Here is a 24,906-nt window from a genome sequence, read left to right on the forward strand (position 1 = left end):
GTTTGCCATGCTCAACATAATCTTGTTAAAGATTATTTTTTCTTATCGTCGTCGACTTCTTCAAACTCTGCGTCGACAACATCATCACCAGCTTTCGCATCATCAGCTTGACCGGCATCTGCAGCACCAGCTTCCGCATTTTCAGCATAAGCACGTTCTGCCAGTTTGCCAGCGACTTCACTTAAAGCGGTTGTTTTCGCTTCAATGTCGTCTTTGTCTTCGCCTTTGATGGCTTCTTGTAAAGCGGCAATCGCTGATTCGATTTTTTCTTTTTCGTCAGCCTCAACTTTATCACCTAAATCTTTAAGTGATTTTTCTGTGCCGTGAATCAATGCATCAGCTTGGTTACGTACAGTGACAAGCTCATGGAATTTACGATCTTCATCCGCATGCGCTTCCGCATCTTTCACCATTTTCTCAACTTCTTCATCTGATAAACCACTAGAGGCTTTAATCACGATAGATTGTTTTTTGCCTGTCGCTTTATCCGCTGCTGATACGTTGAGAATACCGTTAGCATCAATATCAAATGTCACTTCGATTTGTGGTGTACCACGTGGTGCTGGAGGAATATCCGCCAAGTCAAAACGGCCCAGTGATTTATTCGCTGATGCCATTTCACGCTCACCTTGAAGTACATGAATGGTCACTGCAGGTTGATTGTCTTCTGCCGTTGAGAACACTTGATTCGCTTTAGTAGGAATCGTGGTGTTTTTCTCAACCAGTTTGGTCATCACGCCACCCATGGTTTCGATACCCAGGCTCAGTGGTGTAACGTCTAGTAATAATACGTCTTTGACATCACCAGAAAGTACAGCCGCTTGGATAGCCGCACCCACTGCCACCGCTTCGTCAGGATTCACATCACGGCGAGGCTCTTTACCGAACATGTCTTTAACCGCTTCCTGTACTTTAGGCATACGGGTTTGACCACCGACTAAAATCACATCGCTGATTTCAGACGTTGATAAGCCGGCATCTTTCAGTGCCATTTTACATGGCTCCATGCTGCGTGAAATCAGGTCTTCAACCAGTGATTCCAGCTTGGCACGAGTTAAACGCATTTCCATGTGTTTAGGACCTGATGCATCAGCTGTGATGTAAGGCAGATTGATATCTGTTTGCTGGCTTGAAGATAATTCGATCTTCGCTTTTTCAGCCGCATCTTTCAGACGTTGCAGAGCCAGTGGATCTTTTGCCAGATCAACACCTTGGTCTTTTTTGAACTCTGCGACTAAATAGTCAATGATGCGTTGGTCAAAGTCTTCACCACCCAGGAATGTATCACCGTTAGTCGCTAATACTTCAAACTGGTGCTCGCCTTCAATATCCGCTATCTCGATGATTGATACGTCGAATGTACCACCACCTAAGTCATAGACAACCACGGTAGAGTCACCGCGTTTTTTGTCCATACCATAGGCCAGTGCTGCAGCGGTAGGTTCGTTGATAATACGTTTGACTTCTAAACCGGCAATTTTACCCGCATCTTTAGTGGCTTGACGTTGTGAGTCGTTAAAGTAAGCAGGTACAGTGACAACAGCTTCAGTCACTTCTTCACCTAAAAACTCTTCAGCTGTTTTCTTCATTTTCATCAGAACACGTGCTGAAATTTCAGGTGGTGCCATTTTTTTGTCATTTACAGAAACCCAGGCATCACCATTGTCTGCTTCAACGATTTTGTAAGGCACCATGTCGATATCGCGCTGAACGACATCTTCTTTGAATTTACGGCCGATCAAACGCTTGATGCCGTAGAGTGTGTTATTAGGGTTGGTAACTGCTTGACGCTTCGCAGACTGACCCACTAAAACTTCTTCATCTTTTGTGAAAGCGATGATTGATGGCGTAGTGCGATCGCCTTCGCTGTTTTCGATAACGCGCGCTTTACCATCTTCCATCACTGCGACACAGGAATTTGTTGTTCCTAAGTCAATACCAATAATTTTTCCCATTTTTATACTCCATCAATCTTATTCTTGCTGACTATTTATGCAGCCTTCGGGTATGTAATTGGGGGGCAAAATTTAAATTTCAAGCCCCGAATCTATTTTTTATTGAGAGACCACAACCATTGCAGGTCGCAGTAAACGACCATTGAAGCTATATCCTTTTTGCATCACGCTGATCACATGATTGGCCTCGATACCATCTGCCGGCTGCATAGAAACGGCTTGATGTAATTCAGGATCAAACGGCTGTCCAACAGGATCAACTTGCTCCAGTCCGAGTTTGCCAATATTGTCGAGTAACATTTTCATCGTCATACTCATGCCATCACGCACAGCCTCTAAAGTAGCTGATTCTGACTTGGCGGCATTCAGGCCAAGTTCAAGGCTGTCACAAATAGGTAAAAGCTCATTCACAAATTTATCTAAAGCATGTTTATGGGCGTTTTCCAGGTCTCGTGCATGACGACGACGAACGTTTTCCAGATCAGCGCGAGCCAATAACACTTGATTCCAGTTTTCTTCGGCTTGTTGTTGCGCTTCTTCCAGTAACTGTTCAGTCGTTTTTTCAGTTTCTGCTGATGCCTCAGTGTCAGCTTGCTCATTTGCTTCTACATCTGGCTTTTCGATTTCTTCGTTGCTCATGATTGAATCATTCCGGTTTGCTAATCACAGACCGTCAATCTGGGGGTGAAAAATTTGATTTCAAGGCGAAATTTGGATTTTGTTTAGATTCCCGTTCAGGCTTCCGATGAGCGTTGATTTATTTGCAAGCTATTTCGCCTTGCTGGCGAGTCAGGGAAATGCTTGCCCATTTCCCTAACAACCCTAGGGCACCCCACCGTGCTGGCCTACGGCTCCACTCGTCATAACATTGATTCAGGCGGTCGACTAAAACTCGCTGCGCTCAAACACTAGCCTCCCTCAGACCTGAATAAATGTCACTCCTCGCCAGCACAAACGGGGATTAAAAAAGCTCCCAACCCTCCCGTCTATTGCCGCCAAAAATTGGGCTTGGTTGATGGATTGAGTGGTCGAGTGTTTGAGCGCAGCGAGTTTTCGACCACGCCATCAGCCAAGTTTAATTCTTGGATAAAAGGCAATATCGGGTGCTGTACGAATCAAGAACATCGGTAACAAAAAAGTTCAACTACATAGGTAACACATGGTTTAAATCATGAGCATCAACAACGGAGGTGCTCATGCCTTGGCGAGATGTGAAACCAATGGAAGAACGAATTTTATTTATTGCAGATTATCTACGCGGCGCCGGAGGTAGTTTTAGTGAGTTGTGCCGACGATACCAGATCAGTCGAAAGACGGGTTACAAGTGGTTACAACGTTATCAGGCTAAAGGACTCGATGGGATGGCTGAACAATCCCGACGGCCTTTTAGTCATCCCCAAACGATACCCTATGCCATCAAGCAAGCTATCCTTGATATCAGGACAGCTTCTCGCGTCCAGCCAGGTCCCAAGAAAATTCAGGCCCGTCTGAGAATACGTTTTCCCAACCTGGAGCCTCCCTCATTAACCACGATTTACAATGTGCTCAACCGGGAAGGTCTTGTCGATAAACGACGAAAACGCCGACGTGTCGCATCTTACCAAGAGCCATTTAAGTCTGTGAATGCGTCGAATCAGGTGTGGAGTGTAGATTTTAAAGGTCAGTTTAAATTAGGGAATGGGCAATGGTGTTATCCCTTAACCGTTATGGATCATCATAGTCGTTTCTTACTGGCTTGCATCGGTTTGAAAACAACGGCGACTGATTCGACTAGGCGTTGTTTTGAACAGGTATTCAGGGAGTTTGGGCTACCTCTACGTATTCGCAGCGATAATGGGGTGCCGTTTGCCAGTAAAGCGGCGGGCGGCTTATCGGCATTAAGTATTTGGTGGATTAAGTTGGGCATTCATCCCGAACGAATTCAGCCCGGCAGGCCTCAGCAAAATGGTCAGCATGAGCGGATGCATCGCACCTTGAAACAGGATATTAAACATCAGCCTGTCAGTCATTCAATGGCTGCGCAGCAGCAACAGTTCGAGGCATTCTGTCAGGCGTATAATCAACAGCGTCCCCATGAAGCTTTGCAACAACAAACACCTGGCTCCCAGTACACGGTATCTGAAAGGGCTTATCCTGATAAGTTAGAGCCAATCCATTATCCAGATTATTTTGATGTGTTGAAGGTGACTCGGACAGGTGTCGTTTATTGGGGAGGTGGTCAGGTATATGTCTCTCATTTATTGTCTGGTGAGTACATTGGTATGGAGCAGGTGGCGGATGGGGTTTGGGATATTTACTTTGGCCCAGTGAGACTGGGCGGGTTTGACCAACGCAAAGTAAGGGGTGGCGATACAAGTTATTGGACTATTCGGGTGTAACCCATGTAGTTGAATTAATTTGTTACCGATGTAGGTGAACCGTACAGGGCCCTTTTGTTTGGTTCGTTTTCTTTGGGCAAACAAAGAAAATGAACGCCCAGCGGCAGCGTATGATTCTATAAAGAAAAAAGTTGTTAGGTATCGATTTAACCCGACATACTTATCTAGTTTACGAATCTAAGTGTACATAGGCCAGACTGTTCCATATGTAGAATTTTTAGCTTCCAATAGCAAATCATATTTATCAAACTCATAGTTAACAGCAGCTAAAAAGCCGTTATGAAACCTTTTTACAATATGTTGCTCCAGAACATGTCCAAATCCATTCGGGTTGGCATCAGGCCAAACATCTTTTAATAACAATACGGGTAATTGGGCAAAACTATTTTGATACTTATGTATCGGACAATTTGCTATTAGTATCAGATCTCTACTATATAAAACTGTTAATTCTATTGAGGCATTACCGAACTTCAGTTTAAAACCACTTAACAAAAAAATAAGGCAAAATATAAACTCTCTGTACTCAATGTCACTTTCTGATATGGCAACATTTTTCAAACCAACCTTTTGAAAAGCACGTCGAATACCTGTAATAATTTCTTTATGAAAACTAAGCCCCGAAAAAATTGGCGGTCGTGTATGTGAAATAGTGTCGTTGCTATTAACCTGCCCGATATATTCCTCCATTTTAGGAACAATCTTTTCTACACGCTTTAAAAGGATACCTTTATTTTTTTCTTCAGGATGTGCAAGGAAGTCAGCAACCTCACGAATAATACTTCCTTTTTGCGAGTAGTCCCTTATTAATATTAAGAAAAATGCAACATCATCTTGCTCGAACTGCCTTTCTCTAAATAAAGTATAAAAAGATAAAATTCTGTGCTTACAGTATTCATTCATCCTTCAAAGAAGCCTTTTCTTTAAATAAGATGTTTAATCTCTCAACCAAACACACTCACCACCACTACTTTTCTGCACTTTCTCCAGCATAGCCTCATGCGCAGCAAGCTCCTCTTCAGAGGCACGGATGACTCTGAGCTTTCTTGACGGAACGGCTGAAAGGGTTTCTTCTGTTTCATTTTCTGATGATGTCTTAGGTTCCACTTCCTCAGCCGCCAGCAGCATGGCAACCTGCCCACCGGTCATGGCTAAATAAACGTCAGCTAAGATCTCAGCATCCAGTAAGGCACCATGTAACTCACGGTTTGAGTTATCCACCTCATAACGTTTACACAAGGCGTCGAGATTATTTTTTTGGCCAGGATGTTTGTCCCTGGCCATTTTTAAGGTGTCTAACACACTGCATAAAGTATTGACCCTGCGCTTTTCACCTTTAAGCTTTTTCAGTTCGTGATCAATAAAGCCAACATCGAACGGGGCGTTATGAATGATAAGTTCAGCACCATCAATGAATTGTAAGAAGTCTTCAGCAACATCTTCAAAACTGGGTTTGTCGGCTAAAAATTCATTGGTAATGCCGTGGACTTCAATTGCACCGGCATCAATTTCACGATGTGGATTGATATATTGGTGAAATGTTTGCCCTGTCAGGCGACGATTCACCATTTCCACACAGCCAATCTCAATAATCCGGTGATCTTCAGCGGTGCTGATACCGGTGGTTTCGGTATCCAGAATCACTTGTCGTTTAACAACATTTTCTGTCATGACGTCCTCTTATTTCTTAGCGGCTATGTGTTCTCTGGCGGCAACAGCTAATTGATCCGCACGCTCGTTCTCAATATGTCCCTGATGGCCTCGGACCCATTCCCACTTTACCTGATGGGGGGCTACGGCCTTGTCGAGGCGTTGCCACAGCTCAACATTCTTCACCGGTTTCTTTGCTGCTGTCTTCCAGTTTTTGGCTTTCCACCCCGCTAACCATTCCGTCATACCTTTAATGACATATTGTGAATCAGTGGTGATGGTAACCTGACATGGACGCTTTAAGGCTTCAAGACCTGCGATGACAGCCATCATTTCCATCTGATTATTGGTGGTATTTTTTTCAGCACCGGATAGCTCTTTTTCCTGTCCCTTTGCACGTAATATGACACCCCAGCCACCCGGGCCAGGGTTGCCACTACAGGCACCATCAGTAAATAACTCAACGTGGTCCATCTGTTCCTTCTCTTGTTATCGGTTTGTTCACTAAACCGGCTGACGGAAATAAGTTCGGTTGACGCCAGCGTTGTTTAAGCGGGTTGAGCGAGATAGTTCTCTTGCAAGCCACGACTATCGTCACACCACCAAAACACGGCCATAGTCGTTTGCCCCATCGTTCCAAAAAACGACATCTGTTTAACCAGCTGGTCCGACTGAAAGGAGGTCTGAACATCACCTTATGATGTTCGACCACCTCAAAATTTAATAATGCTAACCAATCCCGAATTCGGGTTTGAGTAAAAAAGTGACCATGCCACGGCGCATTATCCTGCCAGGAAAATAAGCGTCTCAGTCCCCATAAACTCCAAGGGCTGAAGCTGCATAATATTAATTTACCGTCTGCCGCCAGAACACGCTCTGTTTCTCGTAACACTTGATGCGGGTCATGTGCATATTCCAATACATGCAAAAGCAGTAAATTATCTATACTGTGTGACTTAAGCGGCAACGACTCAGCACTGGCATTTAAGTCTCCTGAGGGACCCACAATACTGGTTTTGATAATACGGTTTGAAGGTGGAAATAAAGAATAATGCCCACCTAATTGCACATAAAAATAGCCCACCAATGGGTGATTAAGTGAAGTCAAAACCGCCTTTTCCTGCTGTATGACCGACTCACCCAGTGGACTATGCCACCATTGATTCAATCGTCGTTGTTTGTTCTCATTCATAGTCTGAGCCCATTAAGGAGAAATCATGGTGAATGTGCACCGAATTCCCGCATTTGATGACAATTATATCTGGCTAATCCAGGCGCAAGGCACAAATAAAGCGATTGTGGTTGATCCTGGTGATGCAACTCCCGTTCTAAACACATTAAAATCCATTGATCTGGAGCTGATTGCCATCTTCATCACACATCACCATGCCGATCATACTGCAGGCATTGCTGAGTTAACAAAAGCAGTGGCTATTCCAGTTTACGGTCCGCTAAATGAAACCATTGAAGGGGTAACTCATCCGCAATCAGGCAAAGAACCCATCGCTGTTGATCCCGACTTTCCTATTTTCACTGTGCTCAATACACCAGGGCATACGCCTGGCCACATCAGCTATTTAGCCGAAGGCAAGCTGTTTTGTGGTGATACATTGTTTGCTGCAGGATGCGGACGATTATTGGGTGGTACCGCAGAACAATTGCATGCCTCACTTAATCTATTGGCAAGCTTACCTTCCTCAACAACTATCTATTGCGCTCATGAGTACACACTAGCTAACCTACGTTTTGCTAAAACAGTAGAGCCAGAAAATAAACAACTGCAGCAACGCTTTGAACAAACGGAAACAATGCGTCAGAAAAAACAGGCCACTGTACCTTCATTAATGCAGGATGAGCTGGCAACCAACCCGTTTCTTCGTTGTGATGTAGACAGAATAAAAAAGGCGACCGAAAAATTTTCCGGTCACCCTCTTCCAGATAGCCAAGCTGTCTTTAGCTCATTACGAGCATGGAAAGACGAGTTTTAAGCAGCTTTATCGTCTTGTTCTTTATCAAGGTTATTAAAATGGATGTCCATTTGTGGATAAGGAATGGAGATACCATTTTCATCGAACGCGAGTTTTATGGTTTCAATTAATTCCGAACGTACTGGCCAGTAATCAGCAGCGGCCACCCATGGACGAACATCAAAATTCACACTGCTATCGCCTAATTCTGATACCCGAATAACAGGGGCAGGATCGGCCATCACTTTCTCATGACCGGTGACGATATCGGTCAGTAATTGTTTGGCTTTGAGCAGATCATCGTCATAACCAATACCAAAGACCATATCGATACGTCGGGTATCTTTAGCTGAATAGTTGGTAATAGTGTCGTCATAAATTAAACCATTCGGCACGATAACTTCACGGTTATCACCTGTTTTCATAATGGTGTTAAAAATCGTAATTGACTCAATCACACCTGCGGTTCCACCCGCTTCAACAAAATCACCAATTTTGAAAGGTCTGAATAAAATCAGCATCACGCCGGCAGCAAAGTTTTGTAATGAATCTTTCAAAGCCAGGCCAACAGCTAAACCTGCCGCACCCAGCACGGCAATCATCGAGGTGGTATCCACACCCAATTGATCGAGCGCTGCTATCAATACAAATAACAATAAAATGGCATTGGCAATCGTACTGAAGAAATTAATCAGAATAGGGTCAAGGTTTGCTCTTACCATTAATTTGCGTGACATTTTGACCAGCCACTTGACCACGATTCGACCGACAAAAACAATGATCGCAGCATAGAGAATATTGATAAGCCAAAATACGACTATGCTTCCCGTTGCAGTTTCCATGTTAGTTCCTCTTTGATATGGATTGAATTACTTCACGAATTAACTTGGGGCCATGATAAATAAGGCCACTATAAATTTGTACTAGTGATGCACCTGCATCCAACTTGGCTAACGCCTGTTCAGCAGACATGATTCCACCCGCGGCGATGATAGGCAAGTCATCATCCAATGCTTCTCTGAAAAGTTTGACAATCTCTGTTGATTTTTCAAACACAGGTGCGCCACTTAGACCACCTGCTTCTTCCGCATTATCGAGTCCGGCCACAGCATCACGTTCCATCGTTGTATTGGTCGCAATAACGGCATCGATTTTGTGTTTATTAAATGCTTCAGCTAACTGAGAGACTTCATCTATGGTCAAATCCGGCGCAACTTTCACTGCCATCGGCACATATTTTTCATGCTGCTGTGCGAGCTCTGACTGCGCCTTTTTTAACTCAGCTAATAATGTATCCAAGGACTCGCCAAACTGAAGTGTGCGTAAACCCGGAGTATTGGGAGAAGAAATATTGATAGTGACATAATCAGCATGTGGATAAACTTTATTCAGTCCTATCAGGTAATCGTCTACGGCCTTTTCAACTGGCGTATCAAAATTTTTGCCAATATTTATGCCGATTAAGGTGTTTGTATCCGCTGCTTGAACTTGCTCAATAAGATGGTCAACGCCCAGATTATTAAAGCCCATGCGATTAATAATCCCTTGAGCTTCTGGAATACGGAATAATCGCGGTTTCGGGTTGCCTGGCTGTGGTCTGGGTGTCACTGTACCGATTTCAACAAATCCAAAACCCAGTGCGGACATGGCTTCAATGTGATCACCATTTTTATCAAGCCCCGCGGCCAGTCCAACTGCATTCGGAAAGGTCAGCCCCATCACTCGCACGGGTTTCATGTGCAATTTTCGTGTCATCAGCCACGACAGTCCGCTCATTTCCAAGCAATCAAGTCCCACTAATCCTAGGTGATGCGCTTTTTCAGCATCCAGACGAAACATCAGCTCTCTCATCATGCGATAAACCATTTATACCTCCACTTCGATTTGATAACCGCTGAACTTGCGGAGATTGATGACACCCTTATCCAAAATCAGATACTGGCCTTTAATGCCCTCCAGTCGTCCTTCAACATGTGCTGTTTTATCAAAATTAAACGAACTGACTTTATTGGGATAGGTGTTCACTGGGTATTCAATTGTCTGCACATTCTCGGCCGTTAATACCTGAATGGCAGATTCACCAAACTGCTGTTGTAACTCAGACACCTCACTTTCACACAGGGCTAAGAGTCGGTCTCTTTCAGCGGCCAGATCAAGTGGTTCAGCCTCACCTTTCAACATTTTCCGCCAATCTGTCCGGTCAGAGACATGCTGTTTAAACATCACCTCAACCAGGCCCGATTGATAGCGACTTTTCACCCGAAAAATCGGCACAGCTTGAGTCGCACCCTGATCAATCCAACGCGTCGGAATTTGATTAATGCGGGTGATGCCCACTTTTAGCCCCGAACTATTGGCGAGATAAACAATATGATCCTGCATACATACCGCTTCACCCCACTCAGGCTCGCGGCACGTGCCTTGTTCGTAGTGGCAAAGCTCTGGCTTCATAAAACACAGATCACACTGTGCTAGCTTTTGTGAACAGGGAAAACAAAAACCACCACTGAAGCTTTTTTTCGTTAAACGATTACAAGCCTGACAGTGAATCTCCCCTTGATAATGTAATGAAATCGGCTGTCCAATGGTCTGGTTCAGAGGCAACAATTGCTCATCAAGCCTCATAGCGTAGTTAGCTTGCGTATCATCAGCCAGACTGACCTGCATTTTGGACAATTGTCCACTAAGCTTTGTCACTGAGTTTCCCTTTAATCTGAAGTTTTTTTCTAGGCATCTTATCGCAGATAGGCACCCGCCAACAGGGTCGCTATATCTTAATCTTTGTTCTCTGGTTTTGAGTCAGCATCAGAAACCAGGCGAATCGGAAACGGTTCGGTCACGGAGCCGGTATATAAGGAACGGTGTGGGAAAGGAATTTCTATTGACTCAGCATCAAACGCTTCTTTAATTTCTTCATGGATACTGTTTTTTAGCTCGATAAAACTTTCTCGTTTCACCCATACCGAAAACTGCATATTCAGCGAAGAATCACCAAAGCCAAGAAACACAAACTTCGGTTTCGGCTCATCAAGACATAAAGGGTTTGCCTCTGCCACTTTTTCCAGCACTTTTCTGACAGCTTTAATATCCTCTTTTAGAGCCACGGCGATGCTTAAATCAATCCGTCTGATAGGAAAACGCGTCAGCGTCGTGACTTCAGATTTAATCAGTGTTTCATTAGGTATTCGTACAAACAAATTGTCAAAGGTGCGAAGTTTTACTGACAACAGATCTATGGACAGCACTTCTCCTGTAGTCTCTCCTACCTTGATGAGATCACCGACAGAAAAAGGTCGTTCAGCGACTAAAAATAATCCGCTGATGATATTCGATGCCGATGTTTGTGAAGCAAACCCAATAGCGACTGACAATACACCGGCAGCACCAATCAGTACCCCCAAATTAAAGCCGATGGCATTCAGCCCCATGACAATAAATACCAACAAAATCAAATATGAGGCCACGCGAGCCATTAAAAGCTGTTGGTGCGTATCGAAACGATTTTTACTCCACTGACGCACAGCCCGGCTGGCCATCTTTGCCAAAATAAGGCCGACGATAAAATAAATCAGGGCTTCAAATACAGCTATAAACCATGCTGCATCGATATTGTTAATCCATTCTGTCATTCTTGCTCGCCTGAGGTCTTAACCAAATAAAGCTGAAATAGCTTTGGTAATTTTACTGCGTCCGATGTCTTCTCTGGCTGCACATACCAGCTCCAGCGCACTCAATGGTAATCCACCACTGATGACGTCATCCAAGCTCAATATCGCATCATCCAGATTTCGTCTAACCAGTGTAATCCGTTGTGTCCAGAACTGTCCCTGCTTATCCACATATAGACTCAAGTTGGGAGCAGGCACACTGATTTTATCGAGTGTTAACATTTGATCCGACTGATTTTGAATGCGTACTTCTATTGCCGCTCTCGCCTTATTATTGGCAATGGGCTTCACATCTAATTGCTCACTGACCTGTGAGGCATAACTTAAAACGCCTTCACGCGTATTCGGGCCAAACCATGAATCACATACCTTCACTGTCGGAATATCTAATAAAGTCTGCTCAGAAGAAGTAGAAGCAATCTTCAACCAGAGCGGAAGACACACAAACAAAGTGACCTCTTGGAACGGCAATAAACTCACAGATACATCAGGCCGACAAACAACAGGGCGATCCGCTAAGGCTGGTTTAATCGCGACCCTTTCGGGGAGTTCTGCAAACACAAAACGATGTTCATGTTTGGGTGGTGATTCAAATGTACTGGTTTCATTTTTTAGCGACGGTTCAATTTGCTCAGTCGTATGCTGCCACTCGTAGCCCAACCACCATTGATGTGGAGTAGAATGCATTTCCAGACACACATCCGCACACCGCATAACCCATTGAGTTTGCTGGGGAAAATCGAAATCACCCCACCACCTATTTTGTCGTCCAACCATGGTAAATAACAACTTATATAAATTATTCGGAGACAGGTCGAAAATCCTTCCTTATAATAGCGCAGATGTTTACTCGAAATATGATAAAAATAGCGCTTGTTTCGGTGATTACCCTACTTGTCGCTTCATGTAGCAGTACACCGGAAAAAGGCGCGGAAGCGTCAACGACTCCGTCAGTTACTTATTCTAAGGCAAAACAAAAACTGAAACATACGCCTTGGGAACAAGCCTACAACGAATCCTTAGACGACACTGAAAACCCACTCTCCTCAGAAAATCCCCCCATCACCCTCCCCCCTCAAGCACCCACTGACGTCTGGGATCGCATTCGCGATGGCTTCGTGATTTCTGATTACAAAACCTTAGAACCAGATACCGAGCGTCAACTTCGCTGGTTCATTGATCATCAGGACTATGTCGGCCGAGTGGTAGAGCGAGCCAGACCTTATCTCTATCACATTGTTGAAGAAGTCAACAAACGCAACATGCCTATGGAGGTTGCGTTGTTACCTGTCGTGGAAAGCGGTTTTAAGCCGATGGCTTACTCACCTAGTCATGCATCCGGTTTATGGCAGTTTATCCCCGGTACCGGACAGGTTTATGGCTTGGAACAAAATTGGTGGTATGACGGCAGACGTGATGTTGTTAAGTCAACACAGGCCGCCCTCGATTATCTTGAAAAACTGCATAATGATTTCGGTGACTGGCAGCTTGCTCTCGCAGCCTATAACTGCGGTGAAGGTACCGTTGGCCGCGCTATTAAGAAGAATCAGGAACAAGGTAAGCCGACTGATTTCTGGTCACTGGATCTACCAAGAGAAACCTCGGCCTATGTACCTCGCTTAATGGCCGTCAGCCATATGGTGAAATATCCTGAACGCTATGAGTTAGAACTTAGCCCAATCGATAACAAGCCTTTCTTTGGGCAAGTTAATGTTGGCTCACAAATCGATCTAGCCATGGCAGCCAAGCTGGCTGGTATCACTGAAAAACAAATGCATCAACTCAATCCAGCATTTAATCGCTGGGCAACCGCCCCACATGGCGATCATAAGTTAGTACTGCCGCTGGAAAAAATCCCCACATTTAAGGCAGCTCTGGCTAAAACACCAGCATCACAGCGTGTGCAATGGGCTCGCCATGAAATCAAACGCGGTGAATCACTCAGTGTCATTGCCAGCAACTATGACACAACTGTTGAAGTGATTAAACAAGCCAACAAGCTGGGTAGCACACAAATTAGGGCAGGCAAAAACTTACTTATCCCAGTGGCATCGCATGATGTCAGCCAGCTAGCGTTGAAAAAAGCACAACGGAATCTGTCAGCAGCTAAAACCAAAAAAACGACTTACATTGTTAAAGCCGGTGACACTTGGTGGGATATCGCACGGAAAAACAATACCGATGTGCAATCTCTGACTAAACAGAATAAAAAGTCCGCCAGAGATATTCTGCATGCAGGTCAAAAACTCGTTATCACTACAACTGCTGAAGATATTAGAAAGTCAGTTAACTATACCATCAAAAATGGCGACTCTCTCTGGGCAATATCACGCAAGTTCAATGTCAGTGTGGCTGATGTGAAAGAGTGGAATGGTTTAAGTGATCGTTCAACATTACAGCCTGGCCAGAATTTGAAACTGTATATAGACGAAACCTGATTCACAGTGCTGCACGTTGCTCTCTACGAGCCCGAGATTCCACCCAACACGGGCAATATTATTCGTTTATGCGCCAACGCTGGCGCCAGTCTTCACCTGATAGAACCACTTGGTTTTGTGATTGATGATAAACGTTTACGGCGTGCCGGTCTGGATTATCATGAATTTGCTCATGTCACCGTCCATAAGAACTTTGATGAATTCATAGCATGGAGCGACAGCAGACGAATTTTTGCCTGCACCACAAAAGCGACACAACATCACCATCAAGTCAGCTACATCGATGAAGACATTTTGTTATTTGGTCCTGAGTCGCGCGGCTTACCTGATAATGTTTTGAATCAAGTACAAGACAGTCAGAAAATACGCATTCCAATGCTTCCTGATAGCCGAAGTTTGAACCTGTCTAATGCGACGGCCATCATCTTATACCAGGCATGGGAACAGCTCGACTTTGCCGGAGCAAAACGGTTCTGATCATTGGCCATAAATGTGTTCAAAACCTGAGCCAGTTCAATGTCCTATTTTCGCATCTACTCTATGATTCACCCTTTTACGGATAGGTGAGTATCATGCTTGTTTAGTGCTAATAGCGCTAAGCTTGTTTGGCTCAGTTGGGTTATTATTCACCATTCAATAAAACTTCAGTTATGTGTTATGCGCTATGGAAGGTAAATAACCATGATGTATCAATCATTTTTTTTATGTACTTCACCTAACCTCACCACGGATTTAGATTGCTACCAATGACAGGCTATCAATTTTTTTGTGCATGCATTCTTAGTTTGCTACTGAGCTTTTCAGTCACAATTCATGCCCAAGTTGCTCAGACAGACGATGACCTGGCGTTAGAAAAAGTAAGCTTGCAACTGAAATGGAAATATCAATTTCAGTTTGCTGGTTATATTGCTGCCGTAGAAAAAGGCTTTTATAAAGAACAAGGTTTGGACGTTGAGCTACGCCCTCGTCAGTCTGAGTTAAACGTCGTTGATGAAGTCGTCAATGACAAAGCTGATTATGGCATCGGTGGTATCGGTATTTTGTCTCAATATGCGAATGGTTCTCCAATAAAAGCATTAGCTGCTATCTTTCAGCATGATGCTTTAGTCTTTATGAGCCAAGCCGAGTCCGGCATTGTCAGCCCATATGAAATGGTGGGTAAACGCGTCATGTTTGATGGTACCAGCGGTAACGATGCCATCTTGAGGACCTTATTGAATGATGCCGGCATTCAACTCAAAGATATCAATATTATCCCTCAACAAATGAGTATAGACAGTCTGCTTAATGATGAAGTCGATGTCATTTCAGGCTATATCACCGATCAGCCCTATGCGTTTTTACAGAAAAAGTTTCCCATCAACATCATCAATCCGCGTAACTACGGGTTTGATTTCTATGGTGATATTTTATTTACCAGCGATGATGAGCTGAAAAACTACCCTGGCCGTGCACAACGCATGCTCAAAGCATCACTGAAAGGCTGGCAGTATGCGCTTGAGCACAGTGAGGAAATGATTCATATCATCAAAGAAAAATACGGTGCAGAGCAGAGTCTATCTCGACTACGGTTTGAAGCAAGAGAAACAAAGAAGTTGATCTTACCTGAATTAATCCCCCTCGGAAGCATCGAAACACCTCGCCTTAAACGCATTGCTGATATTTATACGCAACTGGGTGTTACGCCCGCACTTTCTGAAAAGGCGCTCAACCACTTCATACACCAACCTAGTACAACGTTATCACTGACAGAAGCGGAACAAGCCTGGTTGCAGGCACATCCGGTGATTAAAGTCGGTGTAGATAAAAACTTCGCTCCTTACGAGTGGGTGAATGATGATGGTGAATATGTCGGTATTGCAGCTGAATATATCAACCTGCTTGAAGAACGGCTCGGCGTTAGATTTGAAATCATCTCCAACCATAGCTGGGATGAGTTGATGACCATGGCTCAGCAGAATGAACTTGACATGTTAGCCTGCTTAAATGAGACGCCAGAACGAGAACAATACCTCAACTTTACCGATCCTTATATTCAAAACCCCGTCGTCATCATTAACACAGATATCAATGGTTATGTCGGCGCACTGAAAAACCTGGCAGGTAAAACGGTGGCCATTGAAAAAGGTAATTTCAGTAATGCCTTATTGAGTGATGACTACCCGGAAATTACCTTACTGTTTACCGACACGCCCAGACAGGCATTGGAAAAAGTGGCTCGTGGTGAGGCTGATGCTTATATTGGTGATGCAGCCTATGCCAACTATCAAATTAAAAACAATGATCTGATAAATCTCCAATTTGCTGGCCAAACACAAGCACGTGCCGTCTACCGGATGGGTATCGTCGAAAACCAACCTGAATTATTGAGTATCATCAACAAAGTGCTGGGACAGCTCTCAGAAAAAGAAAAAAAAGAAATTGAATCACAATGGCTGGGAATCAAAGTCACTCCCGGCCCTCAATTAAAAACATTAATACAATTCGGCGCTGGTATCCTGCTGTTATTTTTATTATTTGGCTACTGGATTCATCGTTTGCGACAGTCTCGCCGTGCTCTTCAGGAAAGTGAAAGTCGGTTAAGTGATGTGCTCAATACCTCACCTGTGCCAGAAATCATTATTGATAATCAAGGTAAGGTGACTTATATCAATCAGGCTTTTATTCAGTCATTTGGTTTTACTCAAACTGATATCCCGACATTGGATGATTGGTTGCTAAGGACCTTTCCTAAACAAGAAACACGTGAACGCTTTATTCAGCAGGCCGATATTTCCACACACAAGCAATACGTATCTTTCAACTTCGAATCTATCGAAACAGACCTAATTTGTAAGGATGGTCAACGCCGGGCTGTCATCGCTAATGCACGAAAAGTCAGTAGTGATGCCGTTCCTGATACATTGATTATTCTCTACGATATTACAGAACGTAAACGCGCTGAAGAAAAACTCAAACTGTCTGGACGGGTATTCACCCAGGCCCATGAAGGCATTTTAATCACCGACGCTAATGGATTAATAGTCGATGTTAATCCAGCGTTTTCTGAGATCACTGGCTACAGCAGGGAAGATGTTTTACATCAGAATCCTTCGATATTGCGTTCAGATAAACATGATGCATTGTATTTTGAAGAGATGTGGCAAGAGCTTCGTCATCAAGGTCATTGGCAAGGAGAAATCTGGAACAAACGCAAGGATGGTCAGATCTATGCCGAACTATTAACCATATCAACATTAGTCGATGATTTTGGTGAAACTTTGCATTATCTCGGCATGTTTTCAGACATCACCCAGAGCAAAGAGCAACAACATGCACTGGAAATGATGGCGCATTATGATGTATTAACTCAATTGCCTAACCGCACCTTATTTGCTGATAGGTTCAAACAGGCAATTGCTCATAGCAACCGTAATAACAGTTTATTAGCTGTAGTTTTTCTGGATTTGGATGGTTTCAAACCGGTCAATGATACTTATGGTCATGAAGCAGGTGACCAGTTACTGATTGAGGTCTCAGCCCGTATCCAATCATGTATCAGACAAGACGATACCGCTTCTCGTCTTGGTGGCGATGAGTTCGCCTTATTATTGAACGATGTAAGCAGTGCTGAACACTGTGAAACGCTCATCAACCGTATAAGAAATGCCATTGAACTCCCTTATATCATCGATGACAACAGCATCAGCTGTAGCGCTAGTATTGGTGTAACGTTATACCCACTCGATGATGCCGATGCTGACACCTTATTGCGTCATGCCGATCAAGCCATGTATCAGGCCAAGGTCTCGGGTCGTCAACGTCATCATATGTTTGATATGCAGCAAGACGAGCAAATTTCGGAAAAACAGAATCAATTTAAATCTATCGAAGATGCGCTTATATCCGATCAGCTGGTTCTGTTCTATCAGCCAAAAGTGAATATGCGTACCGGCGAAATTATTGGCGCTGAAGCATTGATTCGCTGGCAACATCCGGAACAAGGTTTAATCATGCCAGGGGCATTTTTACCTGCTACGGAAGGTAGCCCATTGGAAATTAATATCGGCAACTGGGTAATTGAACACGCTATCAAACAACTTGATGACTGGATTCAACGTGGCTGGTCGCTTGAAATGAGTATTAATATTTCATCACGACACTTGCAGTGGAATGGCTTTTTTGACCATCTAGATCGTGTGCTTGCCAGGTATCCAAATGTGCCTTCATATATGATCCAGTTAGAGATATTGGAAAGCAGTGTTTTAACAGACATTAACAATATCTCATCAATCATTAAGACCTGTCGTCACACTCTAGGTCTCAAAATTTCTTTGGATGATTTTGGTACCGGTTATTCCTCTTTAACACATCTACGCCATCTGCCTGTCGACACCGTTAAAATCGATCAGAGTTTTGTCCGTGATCTCATTGATGACCCCAACGACTACACCATCATTGATGGTGTTATCGGCCTGACAGATGCCTTCCATCACCAGGTCATTGCAGAAGGCGTAGAGACAACCGAGCATGGCTTGATGTTACTAGCCATGGGCTGCGATTTGGCTCAAGGATATGGCATTGCCTATCCCATGTCAGCTGATGACTGTAACCAATGGATTAGCACTTATCAGCCGAATGCACGCTGGATAGATTTGGCCGAGAGAAAACTCGACGCTGAACAAACCCTACTTGAGCTAATGGATTTACAAATAAACTATTGGCTTAATCGGGTTGTAAGCAATCTGCAATCTACCTCAGACAAAATTGAGCACTGGCCTCTAATGAACCATAAAAAATGTCACTTTGGCCTATGGCTGGAACAAGCTAAGAAACAGAATCTGTTTGATAAAGTCTGGATAGAATCCATGAAACTGGCTTATACCGAGCTGTATCACAATGCAAACAGCCTCAAATACCAGTTTCAGGAAAACCAGCATCGCGTCAACGACACTGGTATTACTGAATTAAAATCTCATTTTGAAATCATTCAACGACTCTTGAATGCAAAGAAACAAAGTCATTAATTACCGATAAAACGGCCAAGACTTCTTGGTCCGTCAGGCATGGGCAGATGTTGGACGACTTGCTGTTGTTTAATATCAATCACCGATAAGGTATTACTGAACCAATTCGTCACATAGGCATACTGGCTGTCATCTGAAGAAGCGACTGTTTCCGGCATTTCGCCTACTTTAATTTTTGAGACTATTTCTAAGGTTTCAGTATCAAACACCCAGACATCATTCGTGCCCTGGTTTGCCACAAATAACCACTGGTTATCCGGTGTGACTGCAATGCCATATGGCGCAGTGCCTGCCTTCAACGTTTTCACCACCTCATAGCTCTCACCATCAATGACTGTGATGGTATTATCCTGAATGGCTGTGACAAAGATACGTTTGCTATCAGGACTTACAGCGACGGCATAAGGCGCTTTTCCAGTTTTTACCTCAGCATATTGACGCGGCGTATCAGCATCAAGGACCGTTAAAGTATCACTATTGCGGTTAGCCACAAAGATACGCCGAGTTGCATTATCTAATGCTAAACCAGCAGGATTCTTACCCACCGATAACAGATCAACCACTAGCTTCGTTTCAGGATTAATGACCACAACGGCATTACGATGCCAGTCAGAAACAAATACCTGATGCTTATCAGAGGGGTCAACCGCAATAGCAAAAGGTTGTCCACCCGTATTGATTTCAGCTAATTTCTTGTTATTTTTGGTATCGATCATTGTCACCACACCTTGCTCGGGGTGCGTGACAAATAATTCATGCCGTTTGTTATCTAATGAAACACCGACAGGTCCGGTAGTGACGTCAACCGTGGCTGTTATTTTTTGTGTATCAATATCTAAAACGGTAATTTTATTGGCAGCCTGACTGCTAATATAAGCATGTTGAGCTGCTAGTGGCATCGCCACTAGCAATAAACTCAATGAGAGACCTAAACGCAGCCTCACTTATTTTTTCCCTTCAAGAGATTCTTTTAAGCTGCCCATACCAGTTTTAGCAAAGGCTTCCATGGCTTTAACGGCCGATTCATCATTGTACTGTTCAGGTGGGAAGTTACCCGTATCAGCACGATAGAAACGCCCCTTCCAGCTCATTTCAGTACCTTTACCCTCTTCCGTAAGTTCAATGCTGACGGTATAAAAACTGACAGGAAATGCTTCAATATTCTCTTCCAGCAAGCGATAGCTCATATAGTGTTTAGCATCATCTTTTTCATCCAGGCTATCAGTAATTTCACCTTTGCCTTTTATCTTAAGTACTCGTGTTCCTTCTTCAGGTGATGTGACTGACTCCACCATAGGATGCCAGTCTGCTATAGCATTAAAGTCTGACACTTTCTTCCAAACTGTCTCGACCGGTGCATCGATCACCATTTTTTCATCAATTTTCTGCGGTGTTGGCCCGTGAGCGAAAGCAAGGCTACTGACGAATAATTGACTTGCCATGAAGGTGGTTGCCCATAATTTCATTAAAAATTCCTCTTTAAAATATAAGTGCTGACTTGTAATTTAGAACGCTATTTCGGATCGCGGTTTGTATGGCCGAGTGTCTCAACATGACCGTTTACAATACCGAATTGGGTATAACGATAAATTTTGTCTGAGTGAGCTTGCTGCACGAGATCGTGATAAATCCAAAACTCGATCTTGCCACTGGAGTTTTCTCTTTTAGAAATAGAATCAGGTTCACCTAACTCTGCTTTGATAAATTCTGGGGTTTTACCTGTGAAGTGTTTGAGGAAGGCCATTTCCTCATAAGGTTTTTGCAGGGTAGCATCAGCAGCATGGCTGATACCTGGAATAAAAAGTAGTAATGACAGGAGTAATGGCAAGAGTTTCATGTTCTTCCTCAAAGTGAATAGAAAACTCGACCATCCTACTGAGCATTGTGCCAATACCGTTAGAGACATGTCCTCGTATTTCAGCAGGACCTTTTCATCTATGTCTGCGTGATTTGCTCCCCATCGTATATCTGCCTATGGGTTAATCTATTTGAGTCCTTCATAATTTTGTTTTTAATTGTTAATGAACTCGAAATATGGATGGCCTGCAGCGACAGTTTGATCGCACCAGTGACAATGAGCAACCCAAACGTATCAGACATGACATTGTCTGGCTTATAGCACTCTCTTTGGCTACGTACCTTCTTGCATCATATTTCGATTTGGCTGAGCGTTATATCAACTGGACAGCCTTAGGCGAGTTATATCAACTTGATGAGATAATTTTTGTGTTGCTAGTTTTCTGTGCCGGGCTCATCTGGTTCAGTAAAAGACGTATATCTGAATTATCACAAGCATTGAGACATAACTTGGCCATGCAGGCGGAGCTCACGCAGAATAATAAAAAAATCCGACAGCTACTTAATGAAAAACAATCACTGGTACAGCGGATCACTTTGGTTAGAGAGTCAGAACGTGATCACTTAGCCTCCGAACTTCATGACATCTTTGGTCAACATCTTGCTGCGATGGATGCCAATCTGACTGTCGCTCTGAACCAGACAAACAACTCAAATCTTACATCCATTCTCGAATCTGTGATGGACAGCACCACGGTATTACGCTCGATTACACGTAATAAACTTCGCCACCTCAAGCCACCCAGCCTGGATAGTATTGGTCTTACAGGCGCTATTCGTGAACTGTTATCAGAATGGAGACAAACCTTTTCTGGCACCGACAACATCGCTTTAGATGTACGTGATGATGAACTTCCTAAACCTATTGCTCTAACGTTATATCGAGCTCTGCAAGAGGGGTTGAGTAATATTAGCCGTCATGCCAATGCAGAAAATGTGTTTATTTACTTACACCAGTTTCGTGAACCCGAGCATATGTGTATTCAGCTAAGACTGGAAGATGATGGGCATGGTATGGATACAAACATTGAGAATCAATCCGGGCTTGGGCTTGTAAGTATTCGAGAACGTTGCGAAGCATTAAGTGGAGAGTTTTATATATCCACACGTCAACCACAGGGAACAACGTTAACTATCACGCTTCCTTATGACCCCATTGTTTGAGTAATTATTATGTCTAAAACTACTATTTTGCTAATTGATGATCATGCCATTCTGCGTGATGGTTACCAGCATTTATTGAATTCATCAGGATTTCATGTGATTGATCAGGCCAGTAACTCTGAAGAGGGTTACCGTCTTTACGTGACACATAAACCTGATGTCTGCATTATCGATATCAGTATGCCTGGCGCCGGCGGGCTCGAATGTATCAGACGCATTATCGCACGTGACCCTCAGGCTAAAATTCTTATCTGCACAATGCATGATGACTCTACTCTAGCTATGCGGGCAATGGATATGGGCGCCCGTGGCTATATCACTAAATCCTGTCCTTCTTCTGTGTTAATTGAGGCAGTAAAAACCATTGCAAACCGTGGTCATTATCTAAGTACCGAGATTGCTCGCTCTATCGCCATGGAAAAGTTGATTCATGCGGATCAAAAAGTGCATTCATTATCGCACCAGGAATTTGCTGTATTTCGTATGGTCGCTGAGGGCAAAAGTATCAATGAAATGGCAGATAACTTGGCTCTGGCTCCCAAAACCGTATCCAACTATAAGACAAATATGATGCGAAAACTGGGCACCAATAATTTAGCTGAGATTATTTTTCTAGCACAAAAAACGGGGCTGATTGCTACACCGCCCAATTAACATTTGGCTAGTGAAAAAGTTCATGAACTTTCTTCACATGACTCCCTGAAAAAGCAACAAAATACTTATAAACCATTGTTAAATATAATTATTCAAAAATAGCATCAAAGCTTCACTGACGTATTAAGGACAACTTCCCTGACCCTTTTAGGTGTCGCTCTCTATCCCCTATCACAGCAAAGATAAGAAGATGAGCTTTGTGCTCAGCCGTGCTTTTTTTACAGCTGATACACAAAGTCAGCATTGACTGACTCTCAAAACAAATAGGAGGATATATGAGAGAAATGCATCATAGCCGGTGGTCAAAACTCGGTACTGCACTTGCTGTCTCATCCGCGCTCGGATTGATGTCAGGTATGTCAGTTGCAAATGATAAGTTGGTAGAACTGTCAAAAAGCAATGAAAACTGGGTAATGCAAGGGAAAGACTTCTCGGGCACCCACTACAGTACTGCCAAACAAATTAATAAAGATAACGTTAAAAAACTACGTCCATCATGGTCATTCTCAACAGGTGTACTCAACGGTCACGAAGGTGCGCCGCTTGTTGTAGATGGCACAATGTTCATTCATACACCATTCCCAAATAACACCTTTGCTATCGATCTGGATGAACCAGGTGTGATCAAATGGGAACACAAACCAAAACAAGATCCTGCAGCTCGTGCTGTGGCATGTTGTGACGTTGTAAACCGTGGTTTAGCTTACTGGCCAGGTGACGATAAAGCACCAGCCATGATCGTTAAGAGCTTACTGGATGGTCACGTTGTCGCGTTAAATGCTGAAACAGGTGAAGAATACTGGAAAGTAGAAAACGGTGACATCAGTGTAGGCCAAACAGAAACAGCTGCACCATTCGTTGCTAAAGATCTGGTTATCCAAGGTTCTTCTGGTGCGGAATTAGGTGTTCGTGGTTATGTCACTGCTTACGATATTCATACTGGTGAAATGGTATGGCGTTGGTATGCAACAGGTCCTGACGCAGACGTGGGTCTGGATAAAGACTTCAACAAACATAACCCTCATTATGGACAAAAAGGCCTGGGTACATCTACTTGGGAAGATAACGCATGGAAAATCGGTGGTGGTACTAACTGGGGTTGGTACGCTTATGACCCAGATTTAGACATGTTCTACTATGGTTCAGGTAACCCTGCTCCATGGAATGAAACTATGCGTCCAGGTGATAACAAATGGACCATGACTATCTGGGGTCGTGATCTGGAAACGGGTTTAGCTAAATTCGGTTATCAAAAAACACCTCATGATGAGTGGGATTACGCGGGCGTTAACGTCATGATGCTTTCTGAGCAAAAAGACAAAAATGGCAAAATGCGTAAACTGCTGACTCACCCTGATCGTAACGGTATCGTCTACACACTGGATCGTGAAACAGGTGACTTAGTCTCTGCAAACAAAATGGATGACACGGCCAACTGGGTGAAAAAAGTTGATCTGGAAACAGGTCTACCAATTCGCGACCCTGAATATGGCACACGTATGGGACACCGTTCACGTGATGTATGTCCTTCAGCGATGGGCTTCCATAACCAAGGTTTCGATTCTTATGATCCTAAACGTGAACTGTTCTACTTAGGTATTAACCACCTATGTATGGATTGGGAACCATTCATGCTTCCATACCGTGCAGGTCAGTTCTTCGTTGGTGCCAACGTATGGACATACCCTGGTCCTAAAGGTGATCGTCAAAACGGTATCGGTTCAGGCCAAGTTAAAGCCTACAACGCGATTACTGGTGACTTCGCTTGGGAAAAAATGGAGAAATTCTCTGTTTGGGGCGGCACAATGGCAACCGAAGGTGGACTGGTATTCTACGGAACACTGGATGGCTTCATCAAAGCGCGTGATGCTGACAACGGTAAGTTGTTGTGGAAATTTAAACTTCCATCAGGCGCAATTGGTCACCCAATGACATACACCCATGAAGGTACACAATACGTTGCTATCAACTATGGTGTAGGTGGTTGGCCTGCAGTAGGTCTTGTGTTTGACCTGAATGACCCATCAGCTGGTTTAGGTGCAGTAGGTGCCTTTAAAGAACTGGCGAAAAACACTCAAATGGGTGGTGGTGTCATGGTCTTCGCACTTGATGGTAAGAGCCCATATGACGATGTGAGCTTAGGTGAATACGGCATGTAAGCAAAGGCTT

The 24,906-nt window shown here is 43.7% G+C and carries 22 protein-coding genes; 8 read left to right on the top strand and 14 right to left on the bottom strand.

Annotated features, from left to right (window positions below):
* Positions 1–32: 32 nt before the first annotated feature.
* Positions 33–1,955 carry a molecular chaperone DnaK gene (gene dnaK, locus B3014_RS04930; protein WP_289243729.1) on the bottom strand — a complete coding sequence of 641 codons (1,923 nt, stop codon included), beginning with the start codon at positions 1,953–1,955 and terminating at the stop codon, positions 33–35.
* Positions 1,956–2,054: 99 nt separating this feature from the next.
* Positions 2,055–2,594 (bottom strand): nucleotide exchange factor GrpE, encoded by a 540-nt coding sequence (gene grpE, locus B3014_RS04935; RefSeq protein WP_286305772.1) that lies wholly within the window; start codon positions 2,592–2,594, stop codon positions 2,055–2,057.
* A gap of 557 nt (positions 2,595–3,151) precedes the next feature.
* On the opposite strand from grpE, the gene B3014_RS04940 reads away from it, so the two are divergent.
* Positions 3,152–4,333 (top strand): IS481 family transposase, encoded by a 1,182-nt coding sequence (locus tag B3014_RS04940; protein WP_289243728.1) that lies wholly within the window; start codon positions 3,152–3,154, stop codon positions 4,331–4,333.
* Positions 4,334–4,510: 177 nt separating this feature from the next.
* Here B3014_RS04940 and B3014_RS04945 read toward each other — a convergent pair whose 3' ends face one another.
* From B3014_RS04945 to B3014_RS04960, 4 genes are read right to left on the bottom strand one after another with little or no spacing between them, the layout of a single operon-like run.
* A complete protein-coding gene (locus B3014_RS04945; RefSeq protein ID WP_289243727.1) occupies positions 4,511–5,236 on the bottom strand; it encodes a hypothetical protein in 726 nt (241 codons plus the stop codon).
* A gap of 33 nt (positions 5,237–5,269) precedes the next feature.
* Entirely contained in the window at positions 5,270–6,004 is a 735-nt protein-coding gene (gene dnaQ / locus B3014_RS04950) for a DNA polymerase III subunit epsilon (protein ID WP_289243726.1), read from the bottom strand.
* 9 nt (positions 6,005–6,013) lie between these two features.
* On the bottom strand, positions 6,014–6,457 hold the full coding sequence (rnhA, locus tag B3014_RS04955) for a ribonuclease HI (RefSeq protein ID WP_286305774.1): 444 nt from the start codon (positions 6,455–6,457) through the stop codon (positions 6,014–6,016).
* Positions 6,444–7,175, bottom strand: a complete 732-nt coding sequence (locus B3014_RS04960) for a class I SAM-dependent methyltransferase (protein WP_289243725.1) — start codon at positions 7,173–7,175, stop codon at positions 6,444–6,446. Before B3014_RS04960 ends, rnhA begins: the two co-directional genes overlap by 14 nt.
* A gap of 25 nt (positions 7,176–7,200) precedes the next feature.
* Between B3014_RS04960 and gloB the strand changes: the two genes are divergently transcribed.
* Complete coding sequence (gene gloB, locus B3014_RS04965) at positions 7,201–7,971, top strand: hydroxyacylglutathione hydrolase (RefSeq protein WP_289243724.1); 771 nt, start codon at positions 7,201–7,203, stop codon at positions 7,969–7,971.
* Here gloB and B3014_RS04970 read toward each other — a convergent pair.
* From B3014_RS04970 to B3014_RS04990, 5 genes are all read right to left on the bottom strand, one after another.
* On the bottom strand, positions 7,968–8,792 hold the full coding sequence (locus B3014_RS04970; RefSeq protein WP_286305777.1) for a mechanosensitive ion channel family protein: 825 nt from the start codon (positions 8,790–8,792) through the stop codon (positions 7,968–7,970). The genes gloB and B3014_RS04970 overlap by 4 nt on opposite strands.
* Before the next feature lies 1 nt (position 8,793).
* Entirely contained in the window at positions 8,794–9,816 is a 1,023-nt protein-coding gene (locus tag B3014_RS04975; protein WP_289243723.1) for a quinone-dependent dihydroorotate dehydrogenase, read from the bottom strand.
* Positions 9,817–10,617, bottom strand: coding sequence for a DUF2797 domain-containing protein (locus B3014_RS04980; protein ID WP_289243773.1), 801 nt, complete (start codon positions 10,615–10,617; stop codon positions 9,817–9,819).
* 107 nt (positions 10,618–10,724) lie between these two features.
* A complete protein-coding gene (locus B3014_RS04985; protein ID WP_289243722.1) occupies positions 10,725–11,579 on the bottom strand; it encodes a mechanosensitive ion channel family protein in 855 nt (284 codons plus the stop codon).
* An 18-nt stretch (positions 11,580–11,597) separates the two neighbouring features.
* A complete protein-coding gene (locus B3014_RS04990; RefSeq protein ID WP_289243721.1) occupies positions 11,598–12,395 on the bottom strand; it encodes a hypothetical protein in 798 nt (265 codons plus the stop codon).
* 65 nt (positions 12,396–12,460) lie between these two features.
* Here B3014_RS04990 and B3014_RS04995 point away from each other — a divergent pair, with 65 nt between their 5' ends.
* The 3 genes from B3014_RS04995 (at position 12,461) to B3014_RS05005 (ending at position 19,062) form a co-directional block, all read left to right on the top strand.
* The gene (locus B3014_RS04995; RefSeq protein ID WP_289286921.1) at positions 12,461–14,056 is read left to right on the top strand and encodes a LysM peptidoglycan-binding domain-containing protein; all 1,596 of its coding nucleotides are present in this window, start codon (positions 12,461–12,463) and stop codon (positions 14,054–14,056) included.
* Positions 14,057–14,062: 6 nt separating this feature from the next.
* Positions 14,063–14,533, top strand: coding sequence for a tRNA (uridine(34)/cytosine(34)/5-carboxymethylaminomethyluridine(34)-2'-O)-methyltransferase TrmL (gene trmL, locus B3014_RS05000; protein ID WP_286305784.1), 471 nt, complete (start codon positions 14,063–14,065; stop codon positions 14,531–14,533).
* 269 nt (positions 14,534–14,802) lie between these two features.
* Positions 14,803–19,062 (top strand): EAL domain-containing protein, encoded by a 4,260-nt coding sequence (locus B3014_RS05005; protein WP_289243772.1) that lies wholly within the window; start codon positions 14,803–14,805, stop codon positions 19,060–19,062.
* Here the strand turns inward: B3014_RS05005 and B3014_RS05010 are convergent.
* Genes B3014_RS05010 through B3014_RS05020 form a run of 3 tightly spaced genes read right to left on the bottom strand, consistent with a single transcriptional unit; the run spans position 19,059 to position 20,899 of the window.
* Complete coding sequence (locus B3014_RS05010; protein ID WP_289243719.1) at positions 19,059–20,006, bottom strand: YncE family protein; 948 nt, start codon at positions 20,004–20,006, stop codon at positions 19,059–19,061. The two genes, B3014_RS05005 and B3014_RS05010, sit on opposite strands and share 4 nt — an antisense overlap.
* A complete protein-coding gene (locus B3014_RS05015) occupies positions 20,007–20,528 on the bottom strand; it encodes an SRPBCC family protein (protein WP_289243718.1) in 522 nt (173 codons plus the stop codon).
* A 47-nt stretch (positions 20,529–20,575) separates the two neighbouring features.
* Positions 20,576–20,899, bottom strand: a complete 324-nt coding sequence (locus B3014_RS05020; RefSeq protein WP_286305789.1) for a hypothetical protein — start codon at positions 20,897–20,899, stop codon at positions 20,576–20,578.
* Between the two features lie 197 nt (positions 20,900–21,096).
* Between B3014_RS05020 and B3014_RS05025 the strand changes: the two genes are divergently transcribed.
* From B3014_RS05025 to B3014_RS05035, 3 genes are all read left to right on the top strand, one after another.
* Positions 21,097–22,083, top strand: a complete 987-nt coding sequence (locus B3014_RS05025; RefSeq protein WP_289243717.1) for a sensor histidine kinase — start codon at positions 21,097–21,099, stop codon at positions 22,081–22,083.
* Positions 22,084–22,092: 9 nt separating this feature from the next.
* A complete protein-coding gene (locus tag B3014_RS05030) occupies positions 22,093–22,737 on the top strand; it encodes a response regulator transcription factor (RefSeq protein WP_289243716.1) in 645 nt (214 codons plus the stop codon).
* A 275-nt stretch (positions 22,738–23,012) separates the two neighbouring features.
* Positions 23,013–24,896 carry a methanol/ethanol family PQQ-dependent dehydrogenase gene (locus B3014_RS05035; protein WP_289243715.1) on the top strand — a complete coding sequence of 628 codons (1,884 nt, stop codon included), beginning with the start codon at positions 23,013–23,015 and terminating at the stop codon, positions 24,894–24,896.
* Positions 24,897–24,906 lie beyond the last annotated feature (10 nt).

The sequence above is a fragment of the Methylophaga sp. UBA678 genome (assembly GCF_002299105.1).
Classification (GTDB): Bacteria; Pseudomonadota; Gammaproteobacteria; order Nitrosococcales; family Methylophagaceae; genus Methylophaga; species Methylophaga marina.